Origin of the sequence: Stenotrophomonas sp. TWI819 (genome assembly GCF_039673075.1) — a bacterium.
GTDB lineage: Bacteria > Pseudomonadota > Gammaproteobacteria > Xanthomonadales > Xanthomonadaceae > Stenotrophomonas > Stenotrophomonas rhizophila_B.
In genome coordinates this window covers 1-8,637 of record NZ_JBDJKY010000025.1, presented here as the reverse complement: position 1 = coordinate 8,637, position 8,637 = coordinate 1, and the positions used below count along the sequence as shown (strand labels likewise).

At 62.7% G+C, this 8,637-nt stretch carries 7 protein-coding genes, 1 tRNA gene and 1 pseudogene; all 9 read right to left on the bottom strand.

Going from position 1 to position 8,637, the window contains the following annotated elements:
- Window positions 1-102: 102 nt before the first annotated feature.
- The gene (gene rpoB, locus ABE463_RS18545) at window positions 103-4,257 is read right to left on the bottom strand and encodes a DNA-directed RNA polymerase subunit beta (protein ID WP_259262183.1); all 4,155 of its coding nucleotides are present in this window, start codon (window positions 4,255-4,257) and stop codon (window positions 103-105) included.
- Between the two features lie 296 nt (window positions 4,258-4,553).
- Window positions 4,554-4,922: a 50S ribosomal protein L7/L12 gene (gene rplL / locus ABE463_RS18540; protein WP_019186119.1), complete on the bottom strand. Its 369-nt coding sequence runs from the start codon at window positions 4,920-4,922 to the stop codon at window positions 4,554-4,556.
- A 62-nt stretch (window positions 4,923-4,984) separates the two neighbouring features.
- Window positions 4,985-5,518, bottom strand: a complete 534-nt coding sequence (gene rplJ, locus ABE463_RS18535; RefSeq protein WP_121044660.1) for a 50S ribosomal protein L10 — start codon at window positions 5,516-5,518, stop codon at window positions 4,985-4,987.
- Window positions 5,519-5,905: 387 nt separating this feature from the next.
- Entirely contained in the window at window positions 5,906-6,604 is a 699-nt protein-coding gene (rplA, locus tag ABE463_RS18530) for a 50S ribosomal protein L1 (protein WP_121044663.1), read from the bottom strand.
- A gap of 4 nt (window positions 6,605-6,608) precedes the next feature.
- The gene (rplK, locus tag ABE463_RS18525; protein ID WP_019186116.1) at window positions 6,609-7,037 is read right to left on the bottom strand and encodes a 50S ribosomal protein L11; all 429 of its coding nucleotides are present in this window, start codon (window positions 7,035-7,037) and stop codon (window positions 6,609-6,611) included.
- A gap of 242 nt (window positions 7,038-7,279) precedes the next feature.
- A complete protein-coding gene (gene nusG, locus ABE463_RS18520; RefSeq protein WP_019186115.1) occupies window positions 7,280-7,840 on the bottom strand; it encodes a transcription termination/antitermination protein NusG in 561 nt (186 codons plus the stop codon).
- A gap of 10 nt (window positions 7,841-7,850) precedes the next feature.
- Window positions 7,851-8,258, bottom strand: a complete 408-nt coding sequence (secE, locus tag ABE463_RS18515; RefSeq protein ID WP_121044666.1) for a preprotein translocase subunit SecE — start codon at window positions 8,256-8,258, stop codon at window positions 7,851-7,853.
- 44 nt (window positions 8,259-8,302) lie between these two features.
- A tRNA-Trp gene (locus ABE463_RS18510) sits at window positions 8,303-8,378 on the bottom strand.
- 105 nt (window positions 8,379-8,483) lie between these two features.
- Window positions 8,484-8,637: pseudogene (locus tag ABE463_RS18505) on the bottom strand (elongation factor Tu); the annotation flags it as partial.

Genomic DNA, 8,637 nt, shown 5'->3' with positions numbered 1-8,637 from the left:
GCATTTCTGTCTTGTGGTTGCGCCTAATGTTGTATTTTTTGTCGTGGGGGGTGGGGTTTCTTTGGGGGGGGGGGGGGGGCGGGGGCCGCCGCGCCTGCGCGATCAGTTGCCGTCCAGTTCCATGTTGATGGCCAGCGAGCGGATTTCCTTCACGAGCACGTTGAAGGATTCCGGCATGCCCGCGACCATCTCGTGCTCACCGTCGACGATGTTCTTGTACATCTGGTTGCGGCCCTGCACGTCATCGGACTTCACCGTCAGCATTTCCTGCAGGGTGTAGGCCGCGCCGTAGGCTTCCAGCGCCCAGACTTCCATTTCACCGAAGCGCTGGCCACCGAACTGCGCCTTGCCGCCCAGCGGCTGCTGGGTAACGAGCGAGTACGGGCCGGTCGAACGGGCGTGCATCTTGTCGTCGACCAGGTGGTTCAGCTTCAGGTAGTGCATGTAGCCCACGGTGGTGTGGCGATCGAATGCCTCACCGGTGCGGCCGTCATACAGCTGGGTCTGGCCGCTCAGCGGCAGGTCGGCCAGGGCAAGCATGTGCTTGATCTCGGCTTCGGTCGCACCGTCGAACACCGGCGTTGCCATCGGCACGCCGTCGGTCAGGTTGGCGGCCAGGCGCAGCAGCTCCTCATCGCTGAACTGGGTCAGGTCGACATGGTTGGCGTGCTGGGTCTTGTCGTGGTTGTACACCTCGTCCAGGAACTTGCGCAGGTCGTTGATCGCGGCCTGGGCTTCCAGCATGCCCTGGATCTTGCGACCCAGGCCCTTGGCGGCCCAACCCAGATGCACTTCCAGAATCTGGCCGATGTTCATACGCGACGGCACGCCCAGCGGGTTCAGCACGATGTCCACGGTTTCGCCCGAGGCCATGTACGGCATGTCTTCGACCGGCACCACGTTGGAGACCACACCCTTGTTGCCGTGGCGGCCTGCCATCTTGTCACCCGGCTGGATGCGACGCTTCACGGCCAGGAAGACCTTGACCATCTTCAGCACGCCCGGGGCCAGATCATCGCCCGCGGTGATCTTGCCGCGCTTGTCGGCGAAGCGACGCTCGAATTCCTTCTCGTGCGCCTGGATCTGCTTCTGGGCGCGTTCGATGGCTTCGGAGGCGTCCTCGTCCTTCATGCGCAGCGCGAACCAGTCCGCCTTCTTCAGGCCATCCAGGTACGCCTCGGTAACGGTGTCGCCCTTCTTCAGGTTGGCACCGCCGTTGACCACCTTGCCCACGATCTGCGAACGCAGACGGGCGTAGATGGCGCCTTCCAGGATGCGGAACTGGTCGTCGAAGTCCTTCTTGACGCGCTTGATTTCAGACTCTTCGATCTGACGGGCGCGCTTGTCCTTCTCGATACCGTCGCGGGTGAAGACCTGCACGTCGATGACGGTGCCGTCCATGCCCGGCGGCACGCGCAGCGAGCTGTCCTTCACGTCCGAGGCCTTCTCGCCGAAGATCGCGCGCAGCAGCTTCTCTTCCGGGGTCAGCTGGCTTTCGCCCTTCGGGGTGACCTTGCCGACCATGATGTCGCCGGCGCGGACTTCGGCACCGATGTACACCACACCGCTCTCATCCAGGCGGTTCAGGGCCTGCTCGGAGACGTTCGGGATGTCGGCGGAGATTTCCTCCGGCCCCAGCTTGGTGTCGCGCGCAACGCAGGTCAGCTCTTCGATGTGGATCGTGGTGTAACGATCCTCTTCCACCACACGCTCGGAAAGCAGGATGGAGTCTTCGAAGTTGTAGCCGTTCCACGGCATGAAGGCGATCAGCATGTTCTGGCCCAGGGCCAGTTCACCGATGTCGGTGGACGGACCGTCAGCCAGCACGTCGCCACGCGCCACCACGTTGCCCACTTCCACCAGCGGACGCTGGTTGATGCAGGTGTTCTGGTTGGAGCGGGTGTACTTGATCAGGTTGTAGATATCCACGCCGGCGTCGGTCGCGTCGGTGATCTCCACTTCGTTGACCTTGACCACGATGCGGCCGGCGTCGATCTGCACGATCTCGCCGCCACGACGGGCGTTCACGGTCACACCGGAGTCACGCGCCACAGCGCGTTCGATACCGGTACCCACCAGCGGCTTCTGGGCACGCAGGGTCGGCACGGCCTGACGCTGCATGTTGGCGCCCATCAGTGCGCGGTTGGCGTCATCGTGTTCCAGGAACGGGACGAGCGCGGCAGCGATCGACACGGTCTGCATCGGCGAGACGTCCATGAAATGGACTTCTGCCGGCGGCTTGAGCAGCGACTCACCCTGGAAACGGCACGGCACGAACTGCTCGGTGAGCATGCTCTTGGCATCGGTCAGGGCGTTGGCCTGGGCGATGACGTACTCGTTTTCTTCGATGGCCGACAGGAATTCGATCTCGTCGGAGACCTTGCCGTCAGCAACCTTGCGGTACGGAGTCTCGAGGAAACCGTACTGGTTGGTGCGGGCGTACACGGCCAGCGAGTTGATCAGGCCGATGTTCGGGCCTTCCGGCGTTTCGATGGTGCAGACGCGGCCGTAATGGGTCGGATGCACGTCGCGCACTTCGAAGCCGGCGCGTTCGCGGGTCAGACCGCCCGGGCCCAGGGCCGAGACGCGACGCTTGTGCGTCACTTCCGACAGCGGGTTGTTCTGATCCATGAACTGGGACAGCTGCGAGGAGCCGAAGAACTCCTTGATGGCTGCAGCGACCGGCTTGGCGTTGATCAGCTCCTGCGGGGTCAGGCCTTCGGACTCGGCCATCGACAGGCGTTCCTTGACCGCGCGCTCGACGCGGACCAGGCCCACGCGGAACACGTTCTCGGCCATTTCACCGACCGAACGCACGCGACGGTTGCCCAGGTGATCGATGTCATCGACCACGCCACGACCGTTGCGGATCTCGGTCAGGACCTTGATCACTTCCAGGATGTCGGAGGTGTCGGCGTGCTCGGCGACCAGGCGCTTGGACTCTTCGTCGTTGCGCTCACCGAAGTACTTGCGGTCGTACAGCACGGCTTCGCCGGTGACAGCCTTGCGGCCGACACGACGGTTGAACTTCATGCGACCGACCGTGGACAGGTCATAGCGCTCGAAGGTGAAGAACAGGTTGTGGAACAGGTTCTGCGCGGCATCCTTGGTCGGCGGCTCGCCCGGACGCATCATGCGGTAGATCTCGACCAGGGCTTCCAGCTGGGTCTTGGTCGGATCGATGCGCAGGGTGTTGGACAGGTACGGGCCACGATCCAGATCGTTCACCCACAGGGTGCCCACGGCATCCACACCGGCCTTGCGGAAGGCCTGCAGCTGCTCGTCGGTGATTTCGTCGTTGGCCTGGGCCAGCAGTTCACCGGTGTTGGCATCGACCACGTCGTGCGACAGGATGCGGCCGACGATGTAATCGTCCGGCACGGCCAGGGCGGCGATGCCCGAGGCTTCCAGCTGCTTGACGTGACGCGCGGTGATGCGCTTGCCGGCTTCCACGATGACCTTGTCACCATCAGCCAGGTCGAAGTTCAGGGTCTCGCCGCGCAGACGCTCGGCCACCAGTTCCAGCTGCACGCCTTCATCGGGGTTGATGTGGAACGTGTTGATCTCGAAGAACTCGGCCAGCATCTCTTCGTTGCTGTAACCCAGCGCACGCAGCAGGATCGACACCGGCAGTTTGCGGCGACGATCGATACGAGTGAACAGGGCATCCTTCGGGTCGAACTCGAAGTCCAGCCAGGAACCGCGGTACGGGATGATGCGGGCGCTGTACAGCAGCTTGCCCGAGCTGTGGGTCTTGCCACGGTCGTGGTCGAAGAACACACCCGGCGAACGGTGCAGCTGCGAGACGATCACGCGCTCGGTACCGTTCACGATGAAGGTGCCGTTCTCGGTCATCAGCGGGATCTCGCCGAGGTAGACCTCCTGCTCCTTCACGTACTTGATGGCCTTGGTCGACGACTCACGGTCGTAGATCACCAGGCGCACGGTCACGCGCAGCGGTGCGCCGTAGCTCATGCCACGCTGGCGGCACTCGCGCTCGTCGAACACCGGATCGCCGAGCTTGTAGCCGACGTATTCCAGGGCAGCGTTGCCGCTGTAGCTGGAAATCGGGAACACCGACTTCAGGGCGGCATGCAGGCCGTGGTCCGTGCGCTTGGCCGGATCGACGTTTTCCTGCAGGAATTCACGGTAGGAATCGACCTGGATGGCAAGCAGGAACGGCACTTCGAGGATCGAGCGCTGCTTGCCGAAATCCTTGCGGATACGCTTCTTTTCGGTGAACGAATAAGACGTCATGAGGTATCACCTTGGCTGTGCGGATCGTGCGTCCACGACCCGAGGGGAAACTGAAATTGTCAGTTGGAAGTCGCTGGTATTGCCGGCACCAGCACGCCTTCTCCCGCTACTTCCAACTGCCAACTCGTCTGCATCCACTCCCCTGCCCGCGCGCCTGGGCGCCGCTGTGACGGGGGATGACCGCAGCCCGTGTTGGGCTCGTATTTCGGGTGTTGCGTGAAACGACCAAAGGCCGGGGGCTTACGCCCCCAGCCTTGGCTGCATCGCCGTGTTTCGATGGCGAGGCAAGGAACTGCTTACTTGACTTCGACAGTCGCGCCAGCAGCTTCCAGGTCCTTCTTGAACTTGGCAGCGTCGTCCTTCGAAGCGGCTTCCTTGATCATGCCGCCGGCTTCTGCCAGATCCTTCGCTTCCTTCAGGCCCAGGCCGGTGATGGCGCGGACAGCCTTGATGACTTCGACCTTCTTGTCGCCGGCCGACTTCAGGATGACGTCGAATTCGGTCTGCTCTTCAACAGCGGCAGCCGGGCCAGCAGCAGCAGCTGCGGCGACCGGAGCAGCGGCGGAGACGCCGAACTTCTCTTCGATGGCCTTGACCAGCTCCATCACTTCCATCAGGGACTTCTCGGCGATGGCGTCGACGATCTGTTCGTTGGTAAGGGACATTTTGATTACCTTTGGATAATTTTCTGGGTTGAGGTTCCGTTCGGAACCACGGAAACGTCGACTCAGGCGGTTTCGGCGACCGGCTCGGCAGCGTCAGCGGTTTCACCGCCACCCTGCTTGTCGGCCACGGCCTTGACGGCACGGGCGAACATCGTGGCCGGCTCGGCCAGGACGCGGGCCAGCATGGCCAGGGCCTGATCACGGGTCGGCAGCGAGGCCAGCACGTCGACATGGCCAGCCGGGAACAGTTCCCCGCCGATGGCCACGACCTTTGCCTGCAGCTTGTCGTTGGTCTTGGCAAAATCCTTGATCAGGCGACCGGCTGCGCCGGGCTCCTCGAGCGAGAACGCGTACAGCAGCGGACCGACGAGTGCGTCTTTGGCGCATTCGTATTCGGTACCTTCCACTGCACGTGCCGCCAGCGTGTTCTTGACAACTTTCAAGAAAACGCCGGTTTCGCGTGCCTGCTTGCGCATCGCGGTCATCTGGGAGACCGTGGTGCCAGCGTATTCGGCTGCGATCAAGGAGTGGGCCTTGGCGGCGACGTCTGCCAGCTCGGCGACTACTTCTTGCTTCTGGGACAGATTGAGAGCCATTGCACTCCTCCAATTGAACTCCGCTTACGGCTCCTGCCGTGTGCGGTCCTGGGCGGCATCCGTCCTGGACGCCGGGAACATCAGGTGATGTTCCAAGGGTGGGCCGTTCTAGACCTGGATGGCCAACCTGGGAAAACCCAGACGTGCGTAAACCAGAAAAACTCCAGAAGGGCACCATCTACGCAGGGTGATTCCCGAAAGAATCGATTAAGCGTTCGGTACTGCGCCGGCGGCGACTCCCTGCCAATGCGAGCATCCTTGCCCGTCGCCGGTATGTACTGACCGCGCCTGCGGTCTTTGACGGCTATCTCTGCAGGGCGAGCCCCACTCGGATTGCCTTCAAATATCGCGGGTACCGGACCTGGGCCCGGTACCCGCTTGAAACGATTACTTCAGCGACAGCGAGGACTGGTCGATGGTCACGCCCGGGCCCATCGTCGAGCTGACCGAAACCTTCTGCAGGTAGGTGCCCTTCGAGGTTGCCGGCTTGGCCTTGACCAGATCCATCAGCAGCGCCTGCAGGTTCAACTTCAGCGCGTCTTCGGCGAAGTCGGCCTTGCCGATGGTGCAATGGATGATGCCGGCCTTGTCAGTGCGGTAACGCACCTGACCCGACTTGGCATTCTTGACGGCTTCGCCCGGGTTGGCCGAAACGGTGCCGACCTTCGGGTTCGGCATCAGGCCGCGCGGGCCGAGCACGGTGCCCAGCTTACCCACGACGCGCATGGCGTCCGGGGTCGCGATGACGACGTCGTAGTTCAGATCGCCGGCCTGCATCTTCTCGGCCAGGTCGTCCATGCCCACGGCTTCAGCGCCAGCGGCCAGGGCTTCGTCAGCCTTGGCACCGGCCGGTGCGAAGACGGCAACGCGCACGCTCTTGCCGGTACCGGACGGCAGCACGGTGGAACCGCGCACCTGCTGGTCGGACTTCTTGGCGTCCACGCCCAGGCGCACAGCGACGTCGAAGGACTCGACGAACTTGGCCTTGGTAGCGGTCTTCAGGATCTTGATGGCGTCCTCGAAGGCGTATGCCTTGCCCGGGACGACGGCGGCCTTGATGGCCTTCTCACGCTTGGTCTGTGCCATCTTCTTAACCCTCTACCACGAGGCCCATGGAACGGGCAGAACCGGCGATGGTGCGCACCGCGGCATCCAGATCGGCAGCCGTCAGGTCTGCTTCCTTGGTCTTGGCGATCTCTTCGAGCTGCTTACGGGTCACCTTGCCCACCTTTTCGGTGTTCGGGCGCTTGGAGCCCGAGGAGATGCCAGCAGCCTTCTTGAGCAGCACGGCAGCCGGGGTGCTCTTGGTGATGAAGGTGAAGGTACGGTCCGAGTAGGCCGTGATGATGACCGGCACCGGCAGACCCGGCTCCAGCTTCTGCGTGGCGGCATTGAAGGCCTTGCAGAATTCCATGATGTTCAGGCCACGCTGACCCAGCGCAGGACCGACCGGCGGCGAGGGGTTGGCCTGACCGGCCTTCACCTGCAGCTTGATATAACCGACAACTTTCTTTGCCATGAGTATGCTCTCCGGGTGCTAGCGCCTTACGACAACAGGCTCCCCATCGGACCGGGAATCACGCGTCCCGGCATCGCGTTTTGAATTCACGCAGAAGGCCACCTCGCGGCGGCCCTTGCTTTTGCCAGCTTCCTGGCAGGAAGCCGCGCACTATATCAGGTTTTTTCCGCCCTTGCCTCAAGGCTGACGGGCGCAGGCTGTTCAGGTTCCGGGCGGCCGCCCGGAACCCACTGCCCTCAGGCTCAGACGGCCTTTTCGACCTGGCCGAACTCGAGCTCGACCGGGGTGGCACGACCGAAGATCAGCACCGAGACGCGCAGACGGCTCTTCTCGTAGTTGACTTCCTCGACCACACCATTGAAGTCGTTGAACGGACCTTCGGTGACACGGACCATCTGGCCCGGCTCGAACAGCACCTTCGGACGGGGCTTTTCCACACCTTCCTGAACGCGGTCCAGGATGGCGGCAGCCTCTTCATCACGGATCGGCAGCGGACGATCGGCGGTACCGCCGATGAAGCCCATCACCTTGGAGGTGTCCTTGACCAGGTGCCAGCTTTCGTTGTCGATGCGCGGGATACCGTTTTCTTCGTGGGTCTCGATCTGGACCAGCACGTAACCCGGGAAGAACTTGCGCTCGGAACGGCGCTTCTGGCCGGCGCGCATTTCGACCACTTCCTCGGTCGGGACCAGGACGTCACCGAAGCGCTCCTGCATCTCGTCACGCACGATGCGATCGCGCAGAGCCTGCGCAACCGACTTTTCGAAGCCCGAATAGGCGTGAACGACGTACCAACGCTTCACTGGTTTCTCCTTATCGACCCAGGAACCACTGGGTCAATTTCTGAATCACGAAGTCAAATCCGCCCAGCAGCAGGCTGAGGATGATCACCACAACGATCACCACCCAGGTCATGCGAATGGCTTCCTGGCGCGTCGGCCAGACCACCTTGCGCAGTTCGAAACGCGATTCGGAAAGGAATTCCCGCGTGTCGCGACCCTTGCCGGTCAGCAGGAACACGCCGAGGCCGGCCACCAGGCCAACGACAACGGCCAGACCGCGAAGCGGACCGGCCCATGCACTCTGGGAGGCATGCTCAGGAGCACCGAACCAATACCAAGCAAAAAGACCCGCCAGCACCAGGATCGCTGCGACGGCGTACTTGACGATGTCACCTCCAGTGGAGGCGTTGTCTTTGGAATGCTCGATCTTGCTGTTCATCCGGCTCTGGCTGCTGTGGCGGCATAGCCGCTGGAAGGGAGAAGTGGCACGCCAGGAGGGACTCGAACCCCCAACCTGCGGTTTTGGAGACCGCTGCTCTGCCAATTGAGCTACTGGCGTACTGAAAAAACTTGCCTTCCCTAAGACGGCGAAGGCGGACCGAGGTTCCCGGCCCGCCACTCGCGAGACCGGCAGCAGCGCTATGCGACCGCCGGTATTGCAGTATTACGCGATGATCTTGGAGACCACGCCGGCGCCGACGGTACGACCGCCTTCGCGGATCGCGAAGCGCAGGCCTTCATCCATGGCGACCGGGTTGATCAGGGTGACAACCATCTTCACGTTGTCGCCCGGCATCACCATTTCCACACCTTCCGGC